Here is a 20,244-nt window from a genome sequence, read left to right on the forward strand (position 1 = left end):
CACGCCGCGTCCGGGGGGTCCGCGGCGGCCGCAGCGGAATATCGCAGTGGGGGTGGTGGTTACACGATGCGACGGTGCCGGGCATGCCCCGGGCCCCACCACAGAACAGTCGCTTCGAGCGACCACTCGCCGAGAGGCGCAGGCGGCACCGTCCCCAAACTTCTCACTCAGCGTCGAGCGCGGCGATCGCCGCAGCCACCGCCCGCATGTAGTCGTCGACCTCGGCGTCGTGATAACCCCGCCGGCCGATCGGCGGCTTGGGGAACCGGATCGCGCGCACGTCGTCGGCGCACAGGTGGCCGCGGCCCTCGAGTCGGCGCGCGGTGAGCGCCAGGAAATCGTTCACCGACTTCGGGTCATAGCCGCGCTTTCCCCACGGCGGCTTGGAGAAGGTGGCGCTGCGGACGGCTTCGGCGGTCAATCCGCCCGACGGCTCGCTCATCGACTGCGATGGTATCCGGCCGGATCCCCTCCGCTCCTCCCCAGCGCAGCGTCTGTCCACAGGGCCGGCGGCGGGCGCCGCGATCTGTCGGGTCCCCCGCTTAGCGTGCGGGCATGACGAACTGGATCAACACGGTCAGCCGCGACCACGTCGAACGCGGTGTCCGCGGCCGCTTCACGCAGGCCAACCACGGCAAACCGCACGCCCTGCGCCGGATGGCCCGGGGCGACTGGATCATCTTCTACTCACCCCGCGTCAGCCATCCCGACGGCGAGACGTTGCAGGCGTTCACGGCCATCGGTCAGGTGGCCGATGACGAGCCGTACCCCGTCGAGGTGTCCCCAGGGGTGCAGACGTGGCGGCGCAACGTCGACTTCCTCGAGTGTGTGGAGACGCCGATCCGCCCGCTGATCGACAGTCTGGACTTCGTGGAGAACAAACAGCGGTGGGGATACCGGTTCCGCTTCGGGGTCTTCTCCATCGACGACCACGACTTCGAGATCATCCGCACCGCGATGACGCACCCGCGGCAACCGGTGGCCGCCCCGGCGGTCAGCGCTGCGCCCGACGGGGTACACCACTGACGGACAATGTCACCGATCGAACGAGGAGACCACGTGACCACGGACAAGACCGGCGCGCCCACCACCGTCACCGCAGAGGCGGACCGCTTCACCATCGGGGTGGAAGGGCAGACGGTCGGCTTCGCCGCGTTCACCGACCGCGACGGGCAGCGGGTGTTCACCCACACCGAGGTCGACGGAGAGTTCGAAGGGCGCGGCCTGGCCACCATCCTCGTCGGGGAAGCGCTGGAGCAGACCCGCTCCGCGGGTAAGCGGATCGTGCCGGTGTGCGCGCTGGTCGCCAACTACGTCAAGAAGCACGACGAGTACGCCGACATCGTCGACCCCGCCGAGGGGTGACATTAGGGTCGGCGCGGTGACCACGAGCCCCTCCGCGCCTGCCTTCTTTCTTCCCGACGGCGACACCTTCGTTCCGACCACCATCGCCCGCGGCCCCTGGGGTGAGACGGTGAGCGGTACGTACGTCGGCGGCCTCCTCGGCCACGTCCTCGGATGCGACACCAGCGCTGACCCCGAGCTGCATCCGGCGCGCCTGACCGTCGACCTGTCGCGTCCTGTCGGGATGGCGCCGATAGCCACCCGCTCGACCGTGGTGCGACGCGGCCGGCGGCTGTGCCTCGTCGACGCGGAACTCCTGCAGGCCGGCACCGTCGTCGCGCGGGCGAGGGCACTGTTCCTGCGCCGCGGTCCGCAACCGCCGGACGACGCCTGGCCCGGTGCGGCCGAGATGCCGCCGTTGCCGGCGGATCCGGCCGAGACCGATGGCCGCACCACGGTGCTATGGGTGTTCGGCGGCGACGACCCGTCGACACCGACCGCCGATCTGAGCGGATGGCAACAGTCCGGACCCAAATCGGTGTGGGTGCGGGAGATCACGCCCCTGGTCGACGGTGTCGAGCTGACCCCGTTCGTTCGCGCCGCGATCATCGGCGACTACGCCAGCTCGCTGACCAACTTCGGGACCGCCGGCCTGCCGTTCATCAACGCCGACTACACGTTGTCACTGAGCCGGTTGCCCGACGGACCGCACCTCGGGATGGCGGCGCTCACCCATCAGAGCCATGACGGCATCTCCACGGGGGTGGGCACGGTGTTCGACCGTCGCGGTCCGATCGGCAGCGCGACGGTCACCGCGCTGGCCAACCCCGGTTTCTCCCCGGCGCTCAGCGGGGCTGCAGGAGGATGACGGGGATCTGCCGGTCGGTCCAGCTCTGGTAGGTGTCGAAATCCGCATAGAGCTCGACCAGCTTCGGCCAGAGCCGGGCGCGCTGTTCGGCGTCGGCGACGACGGCGCGCACCGCCCGGCGTTCGGCCCCGATCTCGATGAAGACGTCCGGGTTGGCGACGATGTTGCGGTACCACTGCGGGTGCTCCGGCCGCCCGCCCTGCGACGCGACGATCACCACGTCGGCGCCGTCACGCAGATACAGCAGCGGCGTGACGAACACCTTGCCGGACTTGCGGCCGCGGTGCTCGAGCAGCATGGTCGGCACCGGCTTGCGGAACCCGGCGCCGACGCGCCACTTTCCGCCGATCCGGCCGCCGGTGCGCCGGTACACCCAGACGTGCGCCTTGCCCACGTATTTGAAGATCTTCGGCAGCAGCGGGGAGTCCAGCTGCTTGGGGCGCGGCGGCGTCGTCACTGCTCCCCCAGGTACTGGGCGGTGCTGCCGCTCAACGGCATGTCGGGCATCCCCAGCTTCCGGTGGTCCCAGCTGCGCACCCGCTCCGGCACGAGGCGCACCGCGATCCGGTTGTGCATCATCTGGTCGACGAACGGTTTCATGCCGTCGCTGTAGGGTCCGGTGTAGCGCTCCCACACGCTGATCCCCACGCGCAGTAGCAGATCCGGATCCGAGTCCACGATCTCCGCGTGGCCGTCGATGGAGACGCCGCGCAGGGTGTTGTACGTCAGGCCGTCCTCGATCATCACCGTCAACGTCGGGTCGCGCCGCAGGTTGACCGCCTTCTGCGATTTGGCCTTGGTCTCGAACCAGATCTCCCCGTCGAGCACCCCGTACCACATCGCGACCAGATGCGGCCGCCCGCTGGGCAGCACGGTGGCCAGCGTCGCGGTCCGGCTGCGGTCGATGAATTCGGCGATCTCGGCGTCGGACATCACGATCTTCGTCCGTTCGTTCTTGCCCACGCTCTATGCCTATCAGGCCGCGCCCGCCGCCGTCATGGAAGCCCCGTCAGCGGGTGGCGAGCCGGCGCACCAGCGTCTCCAGCGCCGTCGTGTCGGCGGCGCCGACGAAGTGCCCCGCTTCGGCGTCGGCGACCGCCTCGACGCTCACTCCGGCGGCGCCCGCGGTCTCCTCGACGGTCAGCTCCGCGGCGTGCCGCGCGGCGTAGAGCCGCCGGCTCAGCGGTGCGCCGGGCGCCTGCGCGGCCCGCGCCATCACGTCGTTGTAGGTGCGGCGGATGTCGCCGAGGACGACGGCGACGTCCGGCCGCCGTGTCGTCCGACCCGCGTTGCGTGCCATGGTCTCCAGACCCCGCAGGTCGAACAGCAGTCCCGCGACATAGTCCTCGTAGGCCGGATCATCCTGTGGCGGAGCCTTTTTCATGCGGTTCTTCACGTTGCCGAGCGCGATGTCGGCGGCGTCGACCATGACCGCGACCTGCACGGTGTCGGACAGGATCTCGGTGCTCTCGTCCTCGGGCACCTGGTGCCCGGCGCGCACCGCGGCGATGGTGCCCGGCGGCCAGTTCAGGAACTGCTCGAGGCGCGCCCGCACCTCACCGGACGGCCACACCCGGCCGACCTCGAAGTCGGCCAGCGCCTGCTGGGCGATCACCCCGTCGGCCTCCAGCCGGCGCCGCGGGTGGCCGAGTTCCTCGCGGCGATCCGCGACAGCCGCACCGGCGCGCGCGACCCCGACGTCGATGTCCACGGCCGTCGCCGTGCCGACAGTGGTGTCCTCCACCCGCAGGATCACCGCGATGCCCTCGGCGTGACCCAACCGCACCGTCGCGGCGTCGCGGATCGCCACCGAATCGACGCGTCGCCCGTCGACGTACATGCCGTTGGTGCTGCCGGCGTCGGTCATCACCCAGTGGTCACCGTCGACGTCGATGCGGGCGTGGGTGCGGGAGATCCGCGGGTCGTCGAGCCGGATCTGCGCGGGCAGTTCGCGGCCGATCAGGATCGGGGCGTCGCCGCGGCGGACGGTGTAGGGGATCTCACCGCACCGGATCCGCAGGGCGGGAACGGCTTCGCCAGCCACCGGCACCACCGTCCTCCCCCGCGATCACTTCGCCCTGCGATGCTAACCAATGGGTCGCGCATACAACCCGCATGTGGTGCGGCCGGTGCCGCGCCGTTATCGACGCCGGTGTCAGAGAACGCCGTAGGGGGCGGTCACCCATCGCACCGGGTCGACGGTCCGGAACGGCGCGATCCCGCGCGAATGCAGGCGGTTACCGCTGGGCGGCGCGCCGAGCGCGGAGACGGCGAAGTACCGGTGCGGCAGCCGCAGACCGGTGGACGGGTTCTCCACCGCCGCGACGATGGCCCCGCCGTGCAACCGCGTGAGCAGGCTACGCACCTCCTCGTGCAACAGTTGCCCGTCGGTGTCGTCGTACTGCTGGGCATCGGACGAGTCCCGCAGATACCCCGCGCCGGCATTGGACATGATCAGGCTCCACTCGGAACCCTCGACGTCGCGCAGGACGCGCAGCGCGTCGAACTTCGACACGATGACGGCGAGCTTCGGTTGCGCGGGGCCGATCGCGTGCAGCACGTTGTTCAGCACCGCGCGCGGATCGCCGCCGCTGAACGCCTGTGCCGGGAGCAGGTCGTGGAGCTGGTCGCGAATTCCCTTGATGCGCAACGGGTCGAACATGAAGAACACCGCGTCGGCGTTGGCGAAGAACCGGAACGGCGCGGTGTGGAGATCACCGCTCTCCAGATCCTCGCCCGCGACGTCGCGCAGGACGAGGTAGCGCCGCACCCCATGCCACACGCCGATCCCGTAGATCAGCGGTTCGCGTTGGTGCGACGCCTGCGTCTGCACCGTCGGGGTCGGCGGCACCAGGCCGCGCTGGACGTAGAGCGGTGTCTCGTAGTTCATCGAGTATGCGACCGCGGTCGCGCGGGTGGCCGGCTGCATCGAGACCCCGAGGCTTTCACACAGCAGCTCGAGTTGTTTGACCAGCACGCCGATGTAGAGGCTCTTCCCGGTGGCGCGGGCGCCGGCCATCGCGATGCAGACGGCGTGGCCGCTGCGCCAGTCGTCGGGCAGCATGTAGTGGCAGACCGGGCAGATCTCGACGGCCGGACCCTGCAGCGCCTGGCTCGCCTCAGACAGCGGGGGCGGCGGGCCGGTGTAGCCGGGCGGACGGGCCCACGTGTAGAGCGCCCCCGAATCGGCGGGCGCCCCGAGATAGGCCGAGGCGAGATCGTCGCGGTATCGGGTGCCGCCGGCCTGCGGCGGCAGCGTCCACAGATGCTGGTTGGGGTCCAGCACCGAGAAGCACCGCGGGCATTTCGTCACGTCAACGGCTCCAGCGGGTTCGGGCCGTCGGCGCGGGTTGCGCCTCCGGTCGGCGGGCCAGCAGCTTCAGCACGGTCTTGCGGTGCCGGCGCACGGCGCCGTCACCGGGTTCTCCCAGCAGCTGCGCCATGGTGGCGGCGATCATGCCGACGTCGACGGTCTCCGCGCGGCGGGTGGTGAGGATGTGTCTCGCGGCCTGCCAGATGAGGTCCTCGATGCCGTCGACGGCCACCGGTAGTTCGTCACCGTTGTGGCCGAAGCGCAGCGCGGCGACCGCGAGCACCGACATCGGGTTGAGGACATGGTTGTCGAGTAGCGCGGCCAGCTGACCGAACGCGTCAGCGCTGACCTGTGCATCGGCGGTCAGCAGCGCGCTCGCCGACGGGTAGGGCCGGCCGGCCGTGGCGGCGACCGCGCCGAAGGTGGCGAGCCGTACCGCGAAGTCGTGGTGGACACCGCTGGGCCCAACCGTGTCGACCGCCTGCTGCCACAGTGCGGCGTAGGCGTCCTGGTGGCTGGCGGCGTACCCCTGTTCGACCCAGGTTCTCGGGTCGAAGATCCGCAGTGCCGCGCAGGCCACCGCGACGTCGTCGTTGTTGGTGCGCAACACCGCCTGCGCCAGCCGTTCCAACGCCGCGGACGACGGCGCCCCGACCAGGGTGCGTAGGGTGACCGCCCCCGGCAGGGCCGACTCCCCCACGGCGGCGAGCAGTTCGTCGGGGTGCCATACCGAGTTCCCAGCGACCTCGTCGAAGCGCGCCGAGCCGCTGACCCGCAGCCACCACAGGCTGGCCCAGCGGTCCGCCGGGTCACTGGCACCGCGCTGCACTGTGCGCACCCCGCGCAGCGCCGCCCGAGTCCAGACCGAATCCCACGCGTCGGCGCGCCACAGCTCCTGTGGCGGCGGCGCCGTCAGGCCCTCCGCCAGCCAGTCGAGGACGTCTCCTGCGACCGCGGGCGACTCACCGCCGTCGCGCAGCAGCGCCGCGGCCAGCGCCAATCGGGTTGGCGTGCCGATGTTCTCGCGCAGTTCGGCGAGCAGGGTGGGTGCGGCCTGGGAATCGGCGAGCTTGGGGACCACGTCGGCATGTAGCGCGTCGAGCACCCGGTCGTCCTCGACGCCGCAGCGCAGCAACAGATCCGCCAGGCGCGCCACCCGGTACGGACCGTCGGCGCGCGCCGCGCCCAGCGCGGGCTCGATGGCGTCGCGCAGTTCTCGCGGGGCCGAATGCCGCTCGATCCGGCGCTCACGGGCGGGTAGCGGGCCTGGCCGGCTCAGCCACTCGCGGTCCGCGACGGCGCGTGACAGGTAGGTCACGGTGGCCAGATCGGCCGCCGGGCCGTCGGGGGCGTCCTGCACCGCCCGCCACGCGTCGGCGGTGCTGGCGCCCAACGCATCTCGCATCACGTCGGCGATGGTGCGGGTGACCACGGAGTCGCCGGTGGCCCGCGGGGAGTGCGCGGCGATCACCGCATGCGCCTCGGTGAGCGCGTCGGCGTACGCCTCGCGGTGCGCGACCGACATCGCCAGCGGCCACGCCGGGTGCAGGCCGGTGTCGGCCACCTGCCCGGCGTAGTGGTCGATGTCGTCGAGCACCGAGCGCGCCGACTCCGCGTCGAGCAGCACCACCTGCGCCATCGCCGACCACGGGGTGACCGCGATGGTCTGGCCTTCGGCGGTGCGGTGGGGCTCGCGGTCGAGTTCGCCGAGCGACAGGGTGGCGTGCTCGCTGATCGCGACGACGTCGTCGGGCAGGTGCTCGAGGTCGTCGAGGGGCACCGCGGTCACGTGCTGCCTGCTCTGCCGGGCCAGGGTCAGTTGGTCGGCCCGGTCGAACGTCGAGAAGTTCAGCTGCGCAGCGGTTCCCGCCGACATGAGGAAGCTCACCAGCCCGATCCACTGCGCGGCGGAGTCGGCGGATTCCACGCCGAGCACCACCGGCGGTCCGCCGTCCATCGCGGCGGCGACGGCGTCGAGCAGCCCGAACAGCGTCGCCAACCGCCAGGCGGCGGGATCGAGCGCGAACCGAACGACGCTGTCCTTGGTCACCGCCGCGCCCGGCGCCGGCGGCTCACCGGGCAGGGCCGCCTCGGCCACCGCGTGCGGACCGTACGGACACAGCCATCCGGTCGAGCGCCACCATTCGATGGGGCGGTGCGACCGCTCACCGGCGGCCCGGTCCAAAAGCGCGTGGGCGAAAACGTTCCCGGGCCTGCCGGTGCTGTCGGAGCCGGCGGGCACGGTGTGCCAGTATCCGGCGCGGTGCCGGTCGAGGCGGCCGTAGGCCAGCCGGCGCGGGCCGCGTTCGAGTTGTTCGGGCGTCGGGTAGGCGGGCAGTGGCTGCGCCGGTCGGAACACCGTGCGTACCCCGGACGTCAGGGCCTGCACTTCGTCGGGCGACAGGTCGGCGGAGGTCTCCTTGACCTGCCAGCCGCCGGTGTGTTCGGCGGTGTCGAACGAGGTGTAGGTGAGTTGTCCGTAGCGGCCGGTCATGGCGCCGCCGGGGTCAGCCGCAGATGCTCCACCGGCGGGTCGAGCAGCGCGATCAGCCGCAGGCTCGCCGGCGACGGTGTGCTGACGAACAGCCGGATCCAGCCCTGTCGGTCACGAACGTTGGCCGCCCACAGTTCGCTGCCCCCGGTCGTCGTGAGCTGCGACCACCGCAGCTCCTTGGCGGGCGGGGCGGCGAGCTGGCCGTGTTCGTTGAGTGGCGCCACGTCGACCAGGTCCCCGTCGTGCACGCTCAACGGGATCCGGTGCGGGTTGTTGACCAGTACGAACGCCGGTGAGCCGGGCAGATCGTATTCGGAGCGCACCGCGAGCGTGGCGGTGAACGGCCGCCCGTCGGCGTCGCGGCCCACCCGCACCGCGTACTGCAACCGCAGCAGACCCTGGTACTCGATGCTGGCGATGGCGCCCATGACGCGTCGGCCGCCGGTGAACGCGATCGGCGCCAGGTGCAGCGAACAGCCGTGTACGGGAAGCTGTCCCACCAACTGCAGGCCGCCGTACTTCTCGTACTCCTCGAGGGTGATCTCGTAGGTATGCCCGCTCAGGCCGTTACGCGGATCGTGACCGCGGGGTGCGAGGTAGACGACGACGGCCGCCGCACCGTCGGGCCAGTCGAAGGTGAGCACCTGCTTGTTGCAGTACTCGGCGAGTTCGATGTCGCGGATGACGCCGGTGCGCACCGTGGAGAACGTCTTGCCCAGCATCGCGCGGCCACCGATGAGGGTGACGGGGGTGAAGTAGGCCCGGCTCCACTGGTCCGGCCACGCGACGCCGGGCATCGCGGTGCGGATCCGCCCGTCGTCGTCGCGCTCTTCGGTGACCGGTTGCGCCAGACGGAGTTCCGGCGCCAGCCCCACCTGGTCGAGGGCGTCCTCGGGCAGTTCGTCGGCTTCGGCGCCGGCCGTGGGGCCGGTGGGGGTGCGGTAGATCGCGACACGTCCGCCGGGCGGTGTGGTCCACGCCAGGTCGAGCACGGTGGCGTCGGCGGTGCTTCCGGTGATCGTCAGATCGGTGACCGGGGCGAGTACCGCCGACACGTCGAGGTCGGCCTGCGCGGCCTCGGACAGCCGCAGCACGCCGCCGACGGGCGCGGCGCACCGCACGCGGTAGACGTAGCGGTGGCCGCGTTCGACGTCGATGTCGACGAAACCGCCGAGATTGTCCTGCCCGGTGAGGATCCGGTACTGCGGGCCGTCGTGGTGCGCCTCGCCGGCGGGGATCCGGTACACGTAGACCGCACCCACGCCGGGCGGCACGGTGTAGCGGCCGATGACCCGGCCGGAATCCTCGCGCACCGTGAAGTCGGCGATGCGGCTGATCAGCACCCCGGCGGCGTGGAGGACGGGTTGGGCGGCGAGCGCCTCGGCGCGCGAGGCACCGGCATTCGCCCAGACCTGGAAGTAGCGCACCGCGGCGACCGGGGGCCGGTGGTCGGTGGCCGACGTCGTGGTCGTCACCGTGAGCGGGTCCCCCGTCTCGGGCGACCGAGGCGGGGCGTCCTCACCGCTGACCACGCGGTAGACGACGACCGGGTCCTGGGTGTCGACCGGCGGCCAGCGCAGTTCGAGGGCTCCGGTGTCGCGGCGCCGGTGCAGCGTGACGCTGTGCGACGGGCTGGCCGACCCGTCCGCCACGTACGGCGCGAATTCCTCTGCGGCGGAAGCTGTCTCGGGGAGCGGTTCGCTCAGCGGTGGCGGTGCTGTCTGTGCGGGTGGCGCGTCGTCGTCGATCGGCGCGTCGTCACGGTGCCGGCCGGCCGCGTTGTTGGCGGAGGTGACCTCCTCGTCGGCCGCGGGGCCGGGCGGGGCGGGCAATTCGGCCAGGACGCGCGCCATGTCGTCGGCGTGTTCGGACACCGATCCGGGCAGCATGGCGCGGATCTGCTCGACGTCGGTGCGGCCCGAGCGCAGCACCAGCCGCAGGTGCGCCTCCTTGAAGCTGCGCGCGGATACGGCACCGGAGTCGATGAGCCGTTGGCGCCATTCCAGCAGCGCGCCGAGGCGTGGATCGTCGTCGGCGTGCGGTTGTTCGGTCATCGCGGCGACACCATCCGGGCACGCCGGCGCGCCGCACGCCCGCCCGGCGTGCCGTCACCCCCGCACATGTGCATCGCGTCAGATTCCACCATCAAGAGCAGCAAATTATCCACCGATACCGTCGAAGACAATGCGTGCGCTGGAGGCGTTGGGCACTGACTTCCGCATATTCGGAACCAGCAGCTCCATATCTCCGCGCCTGCGGTTGTTAGACTCACGACGTGCCGACGATCCGGGTGCGCCAAGCCGCCGAGCTGCTGGGCGTCAGCGACGACACCGTCCGGCGGTGGATCGACGACGGCACCCTCGCCGCGACGGCCGATGCCTCCGGCCGCAAGGTCGTCGACGGCGCCGAACTGGCGGCGTTTGCGCGAACGCACGCCGCGGCCGCCCCGAAGGATCCGCTCGGTATCGCCAGCTCGGCCCGTAACCGCTTCGCCGGGCTGGTGACGAACGTCGTCAGCGACACCGTCATGTCGCAGGTCGAGATGCAGTGCGGGCCGTTCACGGTCGTGTCGCTGATGAGCACGGACGCGGTGCGGGACCTCGACCTGCGTCCGGGCAGTATCGCGGTGGCCGTCGTCAAGGCCACCACGGTGATCGTCGAGACACCGGGTGGGCAATCCTGACGCGGCTGCTGAGCGTCCTGCTGCTCGTTGCGGCGCTCACCGCCTGCACCCGTGAGTCCGCCGACGAATTGACGGTGTTCGCCGCGGCGTCGCTGAAAACCGCGTTCACCGAGATCGGTGAGCGCTTCGAAGCCGACCATCCCGGCGTCGACGTGGAGTTCTCGTTCGCCGGGTCGTCCGATCTCCTCACGCAATTGACGCAGGGGGCACCTGCCGACGTGTTCGCGGCCGCCGACACCCGCAACATGGACCGGGCGGCGGCGGCCGGGCTGCTCGAGGGCGCCGCGGTGCCGTTCGCGACGAACCGGCTCACCGTCGCCGTCGCACCGGGCAACCCCAAAGGCATCGGCTCGCTGGCAGATCTGGCTCGACCGGGAGTCACGGTGGTCCTGTGTGCGGCGCAGGTGCCGTGTGGTGCGGCGAGTAGGGCCGCCGAACGGGCGGCGGGCGTCGAACTGCGTCCGGTGAGCGAGGAGACGTCGGTCACCGATGTGCTCAACAAGGTGATCAGCGGCCAGGCCGACGCCGGGATGGTGTACGTGACCGACGTTCTCGGTGGGGACGGCAGGGTGTCCGCGGTCGACGTCCCGGAGGCCGCGAGCGCGGTGAACACCTATCCGATCGCGGCGCTCGAGCAGTCCGAGAAGCCTTCGTTGGCAGAGGCTTTCATCAAGACGGTGACGGGCGCCGCCGGTCAGGATGTCCTGCGCGCGGCGGGTTTCGGCCCGCCGTGAGCGTCATGTGCCGACGGTGCTGACCCGGACCGAGGTGAACCGGCGCCGCGCGATCCGCCAGCCGGCACCGGTGCGGACGAGCTCGTCGTCGTAGAAACCGACCGCGTTCACCCCGGTGTTGTTGTCCGGTGCGAAGATCAGCGCGTCGACGTACGTACGGGCGCTGGCGTGGTCACCGTCGACGTCGATCGCGAAGTTCGTCAACCGGTGCAGGGTGTGGCCGGCCATGGCGTGGGCCTGTTCCATGAAGTCGGTGACGGACTGCGCGTCGTGCCACGTGCCGATGTCGCCGTAGTCCAGTTCGCAGTCGTCGGTGAACACGGTGCGGAACAGCCGCCAGTCCCGGCGGTCGATGCCCGTCGCATACCGGGTCAGCGTGCCGGTGATGTCCTCGCGGTCGCTCACGGGACGTCCGGTTCGTAGCGCAGCATCGTCACCTCGTGTTCGGGGTAGTCGAAGAACACCGGGCGCACCCGCATCCCGACCCGGATGTCCTCCGGAGCCACATTGACCAGCTCGGTGGAGAACCGCGGACCCTCGTCCCATTCGACGATCGCCGTCAGCAGCGGCACGCCGTCGGCGAAGTGCGGGCCGACGGGTCTGCGCGCCACGGTGTACGAGTACAGCGTGCCCAGCCCGGAGATCTCCCGCCATTCGAGGTCGTCGGCCAGCGTCCGGGGTGCGCGCACCCGCGGGTAGAACACGTACGCATCCGAGGACGGCGAGTACTGGATACGGATCGTGTGTTCCGCCAACGCATCCCAGAAGGGGGCGGTCGTCGGGGTCTTGACGGGCATCGGCCGCTCGAAGGTGGTCATCGGGTCAGTCGCCTTCCAGGACGAGCGTGGTCTGTTCGCTCAAGATGCCGCCGTTGCCGGAGACGAACGCGCGGTTGCAGTCGGCCACTTGCGCGGCGCCGGCGCGGCCCATGATCTGGCGGGCGGCGTCGCACACGTGGTGCATCCCGCCTGCGAGGCCGGCTTGGCCGAAGCCGAGTTGTCCCCCGGCGGTGTTGAGCGGGAAGTCGCCGCGGAAGGTCAGGTCGTGGTCGCTGACGAAGGCCATCCCCTTGCCCTTCTCGCAGAAGCCGGCGTCTTCGAGGCTGAGCAACACGGTGATCGTGTAGCAGTCGTAGATCGACACCATGTCCACGTCGGCGCGGTCCAGCCCGGACATCGCGAAGGCGAGGTCGGCGGCCTTGGTGATCGGCGTCTGCAGCAGATCGCGGGCATAGGTGGGGGTCTTGAACGGCACGTGTTCGCCGAAGCCCTTGACCCACACCGGCCGTCGCCGTGCCCGCTTGGCGATGTCCGCCCCGGCCACCACCACCGCGGCCCCACCGACACACGGCATCACGATCTCCAGCATGTGCAGCGGGTCGGCGATCACCGGGCTGGCGAGGACGTCGTCGACGGTGAGCGGTTTGTCCTTCCAGATCGCGCCGTCGGTGTGGTTGGCGTTGACCCGCTGGTCGACGACGATCTTGGCCATCGCCCGTTCGTCGTAGCCGTAGACAGCGGCATATCGCTGCGCGACCTGACCGTAGGGTCCGTTCTGGCCGAGGTTGCCGTACGGGATCTCGAATTCGGCCTGCGGCGAACCGAACTGGTTGCTCGACGACCCGAAGAACATCGCGTCGACCAGCGGCGCCGGCTTCTTCTCCGACGTCGGGGTGAGGTAGCGCGCCGGAAGTGCGCACAGCACCACATCGCACAGCCCCAGCTCGATCGCGGCGGCCGCCCGCCAGACCATTCCGACCGCACTCGCGCCGCCCAGGTCGAGCATCTCGGCGAAGTTCGCGTCGACGCCGAGATACTCGGTCACCGTGGACGGGACGAAGATCTCCGATTCCCCGATGTGCGACGTGACGATGCCGTTCACCGACTCTGCCGGCAGACCCGCATCGGCCAGTGCGGCCGCGCTGAGTTCCGCCCACTGCTCGAGCAGGAACGGCGCCGGCCCGGCCTTGTTCAACCGTTCCGGGGGCAGCTCCACATAGCCGACGATGGCGGCCTCACCGCGCAGTCCCATACGTCTCTCCCTGTCATCCACGGGGTAGCCCGAGCACCATCTGAGCGATGATGTTGAGCTGGATCTCTCGGGTGCCGCCACCGACCAGCTCGGCCGGCAGGCGCAGGTACGGCTGCACCACCGGCGGCTCAGTGTCCTCCAGAAGCGCTGCGGGACCGGTCAGTTCGAGGGTGGCCGCGAACGTTCGGCGCAGCATCGCGGCGGTGGCGACCTTCGCGATGCTCGACGCCGGTCCGGCCTGCTGCCCGTCGAGCAGGCGCAGGGTCTCGCGCACACCGAGCGCCTTGATCGCCCCCGAGTAGGCGTCGATCTCGCCGAGCGCCCGCAGCGCCGCGTCCTGGTCGGGTCCTCCGGTGCCGGCCAACGCGCGCAGCGCCCCGGCCCGGTCGTTGTGGACGTAGTTCCCGATCGCCACCCGCTCCTGGGCCATCGTGGCGATGGCCAGGCTCCACCCCGCGGTCGGCTCACCGAGCAGCATCTCGTCGGGCACGAACACGTCGGTGAGGAAGACCTCGTTGAACTCGGCGTCGCCGCTGGCCTGCCGGATCGGTTGCACGTCGACGCCGTCGGCGCGCATGTCGACGACGAAGTAGCCGATGCCGCGGTGTTTGCGGGCGTCCGGATCGGTGCGGGCCAGCAGGGCGCCGTAGTCCGCGCGCTGGGCCGAGGAGGTCCAGATCTTGTGGCCGTTGATCCTCCATCCGCCGTCGACCTTGACCGCGCGTGTCGTCAGCGCGGCGAGATCCGATCCGGCCGACGGTTCACTGAACAGCTGGCACCACGCCAGTTCGCCGCGCAGGGTCGGTGGGATGAGGCGGTCGCGGACGTCGGGATGCGCTGCGCTGATCAGGGACGGCAGGATCCACTCGGAGATGCCGAGCGACGGCCGCACCAGCTCGGGACGGGCAGCGAACTCCTCGTCGATGATCAGCTGCTGCAGCGGCGTGGCGTCGAGTCCCCAGGGCGCAGGCCAGTGGGGCGCGAGCAGGCCGGCGGCGGCGAGCGCGGTCCGCTGCTCGCCGGTCGCGAACTGCTCGTAGTCACCCTGGTGGCGGGGTCCACCGTTGGGCAATGTCACTGCGCGGTCGAGGATTTCGCGGATCTTTGTGCGGAAGTCGGGGTCGGCGTCCCCGAGCCGGACGGTCATGTCCCTGGCGGTGGTGCGGGTGAGCTCGCCGAGCCGTCGTTTCCACCGGGTGCCCGGGCCCAGCGAGGCGGCCAGCGCGGTGGCGCGCCGCCAGTAGAGATGCAGGTCGTGCTCCCAGGTGAAGCCGATCGCCCCGAACATCGTCAGGGTGTCGAGCACGAGGTCGGGTGCGGGCACGGCCGCCATCAGCACGCCGGTGGCGGCGGCGATGGCGTGCTGTTCGGCGGGCTCGTCGACGGATCTCACGGCGTCCCATGCGGCGGCCGTGGCGAGTTCGCTGCTGATCAGCAGGTCGGCGGCGCGGTGCTGCAGCGCCTGGAAGGTGCCGATCGGCTTGCCGAACTGTTCGCGCGTGCGCAGGTGTTCGGTGACCGCGCCCATGCACCACCGGATAGTGCCCGCCGCCGCGCACGCGGTCAGCGCCGCGACCGCGCCGCGAGCCCGGTCGGTGTCGATGCCGCAGAGCCGCCGCTCGGCGGTCACGTGGTGCCCGTCGAACCGCACCCGGCCGACGTCGGTGGTCAGATCGGTGCCGCGCTCGGGTTCGGTCGCCAGGCCGTCCGCGTCGGCGACGAACCACAGCAGTTCGCCGTCCTCGGTGTGTGCGGCGGTGATGACGAGCCGCGCCGCGCAGACGCCCAGCGCCACCGGCGAGACGCCGCTGACCAGCCACCCACCGTCAACGGTGACCGCCTGCAGCGCAGCGTCGTCAGGAAGCACGACGGCCGCGGGGGCGCCCGCGGCCAGGCCGCCGAGAAGCGACTCCCCCACCGGCGTGGTGTCGGCGAGCAGCGCGACGGCGCCCGCGCTCACCGTGGACAACAGCGGCCCCGGCAGCAGCACCTCGGCGGCCACTTCGATGACGCAGGCGGTGTCCACCAGATCGCCGCCCTGGCCGCCGACTCGCTCTGGCAGGTGCACGGCGTGAAAGCCGTTGGCCACCAACTCGTCCCACCAGTGCGGCGCGGTGCCTGCGGCGAGGTCGTCGAACGCCTGCCTGGTCTTGTCGATCGGCGCGTGACGGGCGCCGAACTCGCGGACGGCTTCGGAGAGCGCCGTCTGTTCAGGGGTGAGGGCGATCGGCATCAGCGGCGGTCCCCGGCGGGTCGGCGGCGGGTGCCGACGAAGAACTCGGCGGCCTCGGCCAGCGCTTCGGTGGTCGGCGCCGGCTGCCAGCCCAGTTCGCGTTCGGCCTTCGAATGGTCCATCGGCGACATGATGTGCATGAGCCGGATGGTCAGGGGGGTCAGCCGGGTGTCGCGGCGGCGCACGCGCGCGAGCCATTCGCTCGGCACCGCCGCGGCGGCCAGGGCGCGAATGGGCACACCGCGCCGCGGAGGTGCGACATCAACTGCCGCACAGGCGGTCTGATAGATCTCACGGGCGGTCATCAAGCGTTCCGAGACGATGTAGCGCTCCCCCGGCCGGCCACGTTCACTCGCCAGGATCAGGGCGTCCGCGGCATCGCGGACACCGACCACCTCGGCCTGGGCCCCGTCGATGTAGAACGGCAACTTCCCGCGCACGGCGGCGGCGACGAGCCCGCCGTGTGGGGTCGGCAGATAGTCGCCGGGGCCGTACGTATTGGACACGCACATCGCGACCGCGGGCAGTGCACGCTCGCGGTGGTACCGCAGTACGAGGTTCTCCGCGGCGACCCGGGTCCGGATGTACTCTCCCGCCTGGTCGAGCCAGTTGTTGGCGAGCTCCTCGGTGGCCAGGCCGTGCTCGGCGATCCCGATCGTGGCGATGGAGCTGGTGAACACGAACCGGTAGAGATCCGCGTCGGCGACGGCGCCGAGGACGCGCTGCAGCCCTTCGACATTGGTGCGCCACAACGGCGTCGCGTCGCGCAGCCAGGCGCGCGCGTCGACGACGCAGTAGTACACGACGTCGCATCCGTCGACCGCGGCGCGGACGGCCTCGTCGTCGAAGATGTCGCCGTAGTGCCGTTCGACGGGCAGGTCGTCGATCCCCCGGGTCGAGCTGGTGTGCCGGATCAGCACGCGGACGTCGTCGCCGCGCTCCACCAGGCGGCGCGTGACGTGCGAGCCCAGGAATCCGCTGGCCCCGATGACGAGCTTCTTTCCCACGGATCTCCCGATGTCCGAGACGAGACGGTCCGTCTCGTTTGTGGCAGACTACGGGGCGATGACCCCGCCCGCAACGCCCGCCCAGGACACCGCCGCGCCGAGGCGGCGCAGCGAGAAGTCCCGGGTGGCGATCATCGCCGCGACGCGCGACCTGCTGCTCGAGCGAGGGTTCGACGGGCTGAGCATCGAGGCGGTCGCGGCCCGCGCGGGGGTGGGGAAGCAGACGATCTACCGGTGGTGGCCGAGCCGGCCGGTGCTCGTCGCCGACGTGCTGCTCGAAGACGCCCACGAGATTCTGGTTCCCGTGCGGGACACCGGCGATCTCGTGGACGACGTGGTCTCGTGGGTCGGGAAGTTGGCGGCGACGCTGACCAGCGCCCGGGGCAACGCGATGTTGCGGATTCTCACCGTCGCGTCGATGGAGCACGAGGACACCGCGGCGCGCCTGCGGGCGGGTTTCGGTGATCCGCTGCACTTTTCGGTGCGTGACCGGCTGCTCGCGGCGGCGGTGGACGAATCGCGGGCGGAGTCGGCGGCCGAGGCGATCGTCGGGGGAGTCGTGTACGCGATCCAGCGGGAAGGCCGCTCGTATTCACGAACGCGGGCGCAGCGGACCGCCCGGTTGATCGTCGAGAGCCTGGTCAGCTAGAAGGGGCCGGGTCGTTGCCGACCCGGCCCCTGCTCGCTGTCTTACGTGTTATCCGATACAGCCGACACCGGGGATGCAGCCTTCGACCCCGTCCGGACCGGCCGAGCCGCTGGGGCCGCCGGGGATCGTGGCGGTCACGCCACCCGGGCCTGCGGTACCCGCCGGGCCGCCGGGAATGGCGCCACTCGCGCCGTCAGGGCCTGCCGTACCGGCCGGACCACCCGGGATCGCACCGCTGGCACCGGCAGGGCCCGCTGCACCGGCCGGACCACCCGGGACCGCCGCGCTGGCACCGTCAGGGCCTGCCGTACCGGCGGGACCACCCGGGACCGCCGCGCTGGCGCCACCGGGGCCTGCTGTACCGGCCGGACCACCCGGAATCACACCGCTGGCACCGCCGGGACCGGCGACGCCGCCCGGGCCACCGGGAACGGCGCCCGCTGCACCGCCGGGGCCGGCGACACCGTTGGGTCCGACGACCTCGCACGGCACCCCGTCCGCGCACGGCGGCGGCGGAGGCTGGTTCACGAAACTCCCTGTGCTACCGAAGGCCGCCGGCGCGAGCGCGATCGCAGTTGCGGCAACGCCTGCGAACAGGCCCGGGGCGACGGCTGTACTCATTTTGTTTCGCATGACTAAGCCATTGCCGTCGTTTTCGATCTTCAAACACCATCGATTTCGTGACGGATCCGACGGCACGCGACTGTTTAGTGGCCGGCCGGTTCGGTTATGAGGCCTCGGAAGGGGCGGGCTGCCGCGGACGGACGAGGTGCAGGACATTGACGAGTGGACGTGTTGACCCGAACGCTTCAGCGGATTGGCCGACACAACCGATCACCCTTGCGCCACGGCCGCGCCCGCTGCCCTCAGAGGCGGCGCACGTCCCCGGACGCGTCGTCGCCGGGCGCTATCGGCTTCTGACACCTCATGGCGTCGCCCCGCTGCTGGAATTCTGGCAGGCCGTCGACCTGGCCGCGGGTCGGCCGGTGGCACTCACGCTGGTAGACCCGCGCTGCACCCTGCCGGTCGAGTGGGTGAACGAGATCCTGTCGCTCACGGTGCGGCTGCGCGGCCTCGACACCCCCGGCATCGCCCCGATCCTCGAGGTGCTGCATACCGGCTATTGCGGTGTGGTGGTCGCTGATTGGGTGCCCGGCGGCAGCCTGGCCGAGGTGGCCGACACCGATCCCGCGCCGGTCGCCGTGGCGGCTGCGCTAGAACCGCTGGCGATGGCGACCGAGGTGGCGCACCGGGCGGGCGTTCACCTGAGCGTCGACCATCCCGCGCGGGTTCGGGTGACGACGGCCGGCCACGCACTGCTGGCCTTCCCCGCGACCCTGCCCGACACCACCCCGCAGACCGATCTACGCGGCATCGGACGTTGCCTGTACGCGCTGCTGGCCCGGCGCTGGCCGGATGACGCGGAACCGGCGCCGCTGACGGACTTGCGTCCGGGCACACCGTTTTTGGTGTCGACGACGGCCGCCGGGCTGGTGCGCCCCGAACCGGGAATCACCAGCGCCGCCACGCTGGTGACCATGCTGCGGCAAGCCGCACGCGACGGCGCCGACGACGGGACGGATATCCGTGTCCTGGCGCCGCTGGATCCGCCGCCGCCGGGGGCGTACGCGGCGTTCCGCAACTTCGGGCCCGGTGAACAGGCCCAGGCGGCCCGCAAGGGCGTCCTGCGAGCGACCATCGGCGCCGCGGCCGCCGTGGCGACCGCGGGTGTCGTGATGCTCGGTTCGAGTGTCAACGGCATGCTGAACGCTCCGGACGAGACACCGGCCATGGATGCCGGACAGCTTGGGCTGCAGAGTGATCCGACGCCGACGGCTCCGAAGGCGCCGCAGGAGACGGTCAAGGCCGCCGCCGCGGACGCCCCGGTCAAACCGGTCAAGGCCGAGGTGTACTCGACCGACGGCCGGCCGGACAATCCAGGCGAGGCCGGGCGGGTGATCGACGGCGACGTCGCGACCGGTTGGTCCACGGACAGGTACTACGACGCCGACCCGTTCCCGAAGTTCAAGGAAGGGCTCGGGCTGATGCTGGAACTGCCCGCGCCGACGACCTTGGGGACGGTCACCGTCGAACTGCCCAGTGCAGGAACGGTTGTCCAGATCCGCTCGGCGGGCGGCCCGTCACCGGCCGGCCTCGGGGAGACCACGGAGATCAGCGCGGCCACACCACTGCAGCCCGGCCGCAACACGATCGCGGTGCGTAGCCGCGAGCCGGTCAGGCACGTGCTGGTGTGGGTGAGTGCGCTGGGCAGCACCGACGGCCGCAACCAGGCGTCGATCTCGGAGATCACGCTGCACCCACCCGCGCCACCGGCGTAGGCCGGCCTCCCCAACGCCAATCGCTCGCGTTCGTTACGATCCGCACAGCCAAGACCTTCTTGCCGCGCCATGCGGCATGCAATGGGAAGAGGTGCTGGTTCCGATGGATGAGTTTACCCAGGGCTACTTGGTCTTTGACCTCGGCGACGTGGCGCTGCAGCACGGCGCCACGTTGCGCGACGCCAAAGCTGGCGTACAAGACCCACCGTGAGGTCAATGCCGACAGGACCCGCGCGACGTCTACCAGACGTGGTATTCCGGGCGGCACTGGGACAACGAGTGGCTGATCGGCGGGCATGGCGTTGGACCCGAGGAGCGCTGACCGCCCAGGGGAGGGGGAAGGACCCCACATACCCGTTACTTTCCGCCATGTCGACACACAGTTCATCGGTGGGGTGAAGATGCCGTTCGGCGTGACTGTTCGACGCACTGACGAGGAACGGACCGCGAACTGGGACAGGGGTGCTGATTGCGATGCGATGTACACCGACGGATTCTCCGCGATGGCCGCAGGGTCCGGTCCCCATCGACAGCTTCACTTTTCGCTCG

General features: G+C 70.9%; 21 protein-coding genes. 8 read left to right on the forward strand and 13 right to left on the reverse strand.

Annotated features, from left to right (window positions below; all coding sequences use genetic code 11):
- Positions 1 to 163: 163 nt before the first annotated feature.
- Positions 164 to 442 carry a DivIVA domain-containing protein gene (locus G6N30_RS20610; RefSeq protein ID WP_134058669.1) on the reverse strand — a complete coding sequence of 93 codons (279 nt, stop codon included), beginning with the start codon at positions 440 to 442 and terminating at the stop codon, positions 164 to 166.
- 113 nt (positions 443 to 555) lie between these two features.
- On the opposite strand from G6N30_RS20610, the gene G6N30_RS20615 reads away from it, so the two are divergent.
- From G6N30_RS20615 to G6N30_RS20625, 3 genes are read left to right on the forward strand one after another with little or no spacing between them, the layout of a single operon-like run.
- On the forward strand, positions 556 to 1,026 hold the full coding sequence (locus tag G6N30_RS20615) for an EVE domain-containing protein (protein WP_134058672.1): 471 nt from the start codon (positions 556 to 558) through the stop codon (positions 1,024 to 1,026).
- A gap of 33 nt (positions 1,027 to 1,059) precedes the next feature.
- Positions 1,060 to 1,365 (forward strand): GNAT family N-acetyltransferase, encoded by a 306-nt coding sequence (locus tag G6N30_RS20620; protein ID WP_134058674.1) that lies wholly within the window; start codon positions 1,060 to 1,062, stop codon positions 1,363 to 1,365.
- Positions 1,366 to 1,381: 16 nt separating this feature from the next.
- Positions 1,382 to 2,212 carry a thioesterase family protein gene (locus G6N30_RS20625; RefSeq protein ID WP_134058676.1) on the forward strand — a complete coding sequence of 277 codons (831 nt, stop codon included), beginning with the start codon at positions 1,382 to 1,384 and terminating at the stop codon, positions 2,210 to 2,212.
- Here G6N30_RS20625 and G6N30_RS20630 read toward each other — a convergent pair.
- The 6 genes from G6N30_RS20630 to G6N30_RS20655 all read right to left on the reverse strand — a co-directional run bounded on the left by G6N30_RS20630 (position 2,190) and on the right by G6N30_RS20655 (position 10,073).
- Positions 2,190 to 2,669, reverse strand: coding sequence for a nitroreductase family deazaflavin-dependent oxidoreductase (locus tag G6N30_RS20630; protein WP_134058679.1), 480 nt, complete (start codon positions 2,667 to 2,669; stop codon positions 2,190 to 2,192). The two genes, G6N30_RS20625 and G6N30_RS20630, sit on opposite strands and share 23 nt — an antisense overlap.
- Positions 2,666 to 3,175, reverse strand: a complete 510-nt coding sequence (locus G6N30_RS20635; protein ID WP_134058682.1) for a pyridoxamine 5'-phosphate oxidase family protein — start codon at positions 3,173 to 3,175, stop codon at positions 2,666 to 2,668. The genes G6N30_RS20630 and G6N30_RS20635 overlap by 4 nt, the downstream gene beginning before the upstream one ends.
- Positions 3,176 to 3,221: 46 nt before the next feature.
- Positions 3,222 to 4,256, reverse strand: a complete 1,035-nt coding sequence (locus G6N30_RS20640; protein ID WP_234880287.1) for an FHA domain-containing protein — start codon at positions 4,254 to 4,256, stop codon at positions 3,222 to 3,224.
- Positions 4,257 to 4,367: 111 nt separating this feature from the next.
- Positions 4,368 to 5,525, reverse strand: a complete 1,158-nt coding sequence (locus G6N30_RS20645) for a hypothetical protein (protein WP_134058687.1) — start codon at positions 5,523 to 5,525, stop codon at positions 4,368 to 4,370.
- A 1-nt stretch (position 5,526) separates the two neighbouring features.
- Positions 5,527 to 8,019 (reverse strand): GAP1-N2 domain-containing protein, encoded by a 2,493-nt coding sequence (locus G6N30_RS20650; RefSeq protein ID WP_134058690.1) that lies wholly within the window; start codon positions 8,017 to 8,019, stop codon positions 5,527 to 5,529.
- A complete protein-coding gene (locus G6N30_RS20655; RefSeq protein WP_134058694.1) occupies positions 8,016 to 10,073 on the reverse strand; it encodes a SaeA-related protein in 2,058 nt (685 codons plus the stop codon). Before G6N30_RS20655 ends, G6N30_RS20650 begins: the two co-directional genes overlap by 4 nt.
- Before the next feature lie 221 nt (positions 10,074 to 10,294).
- Here G6N30_RS20655 and G6N30_RS20660 point away from each other — a divergent pair, with 221 nt between their 5' ends.
- On the forward strand, positions 10,295 to 10,702 hold the full coding sequence (locus G6N30_RS20660; RefSeq protein ID WP_134058697.1) for a TOBE domain-containing protein: 408 nt from the start codon (positions 10,295 to 10,297) through the stop codon (positions 10,700 to 10,702).
- Positions 10,699 to 11,436: a molybdate ABC transporter substrate-binding protein gene (gene modA / locus G6N30_RS20665; protein ID WP_407664761.1), complete on the forward strand. Its 738-nt coding sequence runs from the start codon at positions 10,699 to 10,701 to the stop codon at positions 11,434 to 11,436. Before G6N30_RS20660 ends, modA begins: the two co-directional genes overlap by 4 nt.
- Before the next feature lie 3 nt (positions 11,437 to 11,439).
- On the opposite strand, the gene G6N30_RS20670 is transcribed toward modA, so the two are convergent.
- Genes G6N30_RS20670 through G6N30_RS20690 form a run of 5 tightly spaced genes read right to left on the reverse strand, consistent with a single transcriptional unit; the run spans position 11,440 to position 16,707 of the window.
- On the reverse strand, positions 11,440 to 11,841 hold the full coding sequence (locus tag G6N30_RS20670) for a nuclear transport factor 2 family protein (RefSeq protein ID WP_134058700.1): 402 nt from the start codon (positions 11,839 to 11,841) through the stop codon (positions 11,440 to 11,442).
- Positions 11,838 to 12,254 carry a Zn-ribbon domain-containing OB-fold protein gene (locus tag G6N30_RS20675; protein ID WP_134058703.1) on the reverse strand — a complete coding sequence of 139 codons (417 nt, stop codon included), beginning with the start codon at positions 12,252 to 12,254 and terminating at the stop codon, positions 11,838 to 11,840. The genes G6N30_RS20670 and G6N30_RS20675 overlap by 4 nt, the downstream gene beginning before the upstream one ends.
- A 4-nt stretch (positions 12,255 to 12,258) precedes the next feature.
- Positions 12,259 to 13,467 carry a thiolase family protein gene (locus tag G6N30_RS20680; RefSeq protein ID WP_134058706.1) on the reverse strand — a complete coding sequence of 403 codons (1,209 nt, stop codon included), beginning with the start codon at positions 13,465 to 13,467 and terminating at the stop codon, positions 12,259 to 12,261.
- Positions 13,468 to 13,480: 13 nt separating this feature from the next.
- Positions 13,481 to 15,700 (reverse strand): acyl-CoA dehydrogenase family protein, encoded by a 2,220-nt coding sequence (locus G6N30_RS20685; RefSeq protein ID WP_134058709.1) that lies wholly within the window; start codon positions 15,698 to 15,700, stop codon positions 13,481 to 13,483.
- Complete coding sequence (locus G6N30_RS20690) at positions 15,700 to 16,707, reverse strand: NAD-dependent epimerase/dehydratase family protein (RefSeq protein ID WP_134058712.1); 1,008 nt, start codon at positions 16,705 to 16,707, stop codon at positions 15,700 to 15,702. Before G6N30_RS20690 ends, G6N30_RS20685 begins: the two co-directional genes overlap by 1 nt.
- 58 nt (positions 16,708 to 16,765) lie before the next feature.
- Here G6N30_RS20690 and G6N30_RS20695 point away from each other — a divergent pair, with 58 nt between their 5' ends.
- Positions 16,766 to 17,356 carry a TetR/AcrR family transcriptional regulator gene (locus tag G6N30_RS20695; RefSeq protein WP_134058715.1) on the forward strand — a complete coding sequence of 197 codons (591 nt, stop codon included), beginning with the start codon at positions 16,766 to 16,768 and terminating at the stop codon, positions 17,354 to 17,356.
- 48 nt (positions 17,357 to 17,404) lie between these two features.
- Here G6N30_RS20695 and G6N30_RS27415 read toward each other — a convergent pair whose 3' ends face one another.
- Positions 17,405 to 17,884 carry a hypothetical protein gene (locus G6N30_RS27415; protein WP_308205130.1) on the reverse strand — a complete coding sequence of 160 codons (480 nt, stop codon included), beginning with the start codon at positions 17,882 to 17,884 and terminating at the stop codon, positions 17,405 to 17,407.
- A 458-nt stretch (positions 17,885 to 18,342) separates the two neighbouring features.
- Here G6N30_RS27415 and G6N30_RS20705 point away from each other — a divergent pair, with 458 nt between their 5' ends.
- Both G6N30_RS20705 and G6N30_RS27355 read left to right on the forward strand, forming a co-directional pair.
- The gene (locus tag G6N30_RS20705; protein WP_179965503.1) at positions 18,343 to 19,695 is read left to right on the forward strand and encodes a protein kinase family protein; all 1,353 of its coding nucleotides are present in this window, start codon (positions 18,343 to 18,345) and stop codon (positions 19,693 to 19,695) included.
- Between the two features lie 76 nt (positions 19,696 to 19,771).
- A complete protein-coding gene (locus tag G6N30_RS27355) occupies positions 19,772 to 19,906 on the forward strand; it encodes a hypothetical protein (protein ID WP_264007058.1) in 135 nt (44 codons plus the stop codon).
- Positions 19,907 to 20,244 lie beyond the last annotated feature (338 nt).

The organism is Mycolicibacterium litorale, from assembly GCF_010731695.1.
GTDB classification, from domain to species: domain Bacteria; phylum Actinomycetota; class Actinomycetes; order Mycobacteriales; family Mycobacteriaceae; genus Mycobacterium; species Mycobacterium litorale.